The sequence below is a fragment of the Thalassovita mangrovi genome (assembly GCF_009857745.1).
GTDB classification, from domain to species: Bacteria; Pseudomonadota; Alphaproteobacteria; order Rhodobacterales; family Rhodobacteraceae; genus Thalassobius; species Thalassobius mangrovi.
Genome location: NZ_WWEN01000024.1, coordinates 1 through 821 on the forward strand (window position 1 = coordinate 1; position 821 = coordinate 821).

At 67.0% G+C, this 821-nt stretch carries 1 protein-coding gene; it reads right to left on the bottom strand.

Annotation, left to right across the window (positions count from 1 at the left end):
* The coding region (locus tag GR167_RS20220) for a calcium-binding protein (protein ID WP_370741350.1) at positions 1-821 on the bottom strand (821 nt) is incomplete at both ends.

The window sequence follows — 821 nt, forward strand, 5'->3', positions numbered from 1 at the left end:
TCGCCGTCGCCGCCTTCCAGCTGGTCGTGGCCGCTGCCGCCGTCGATGTAATCGTTGCCGTCGCCGGCCAGAACGGTATCGTTGCCGGCACCGGCCGTGACCACATCGTCGTTCGATCCGTCGGCGGCGTCGTTATGATCGATCCGGTCACCTTCAGGGTCGCCGGTAAAGTTGGCGTCTATCAGCTCGCTGTCCGCCCCGCCTTCGACGATGCCGTTGAGAGCGGTGGTGCTTCCGTCGGGCGCGCCCGAGCCTCCGCCGGTGTCGCCGGCGCCGCCACCGGTATCGCCCGCAGTTCCGCCGGCGTCAGCCGCCGGAATCCCCATCGCCGCCAGCTGCGCCACGTCCGACACATCGGCCGGGGCAACCCCGACCAGGGTCAGCGCTTCCCCATGCGGGAAGCTCAGAACCGCGTTGCCCGCCCCGTCGTCCGACACCACCACGTCGTTCACATCGACCGGGTTGCCAGCGTCGTCGGTCAGGCCGGACACGTCCAGCAGGTCCTTGCCGCTATAGCTCCCGTCGGTGTTCAGCACCGGCGCATCGAAGCCTTCGACACGGTCGGTGCCGGAAAAATCGGCCAACACCAAAGTGTTGGTGCCGCTGCCCAGCACCAGGTGTTCGACGCCCTGGAAATTGGCGGTGGAGGTGCCGTCGGAGACGGTGCCCGCGCCCCGGTTGGTCGGGCTCAGGTCGACGGTCAGATCGTCGGTGACCGCGGACATGTCGAGGATGTCGCCATTGACCTCGTCCTGGTCTTCCATCTCGATCGTGTCGTTGCCGAAATCGTTTTCCAGCGTGATCGTGTCGTCGCCATAGCC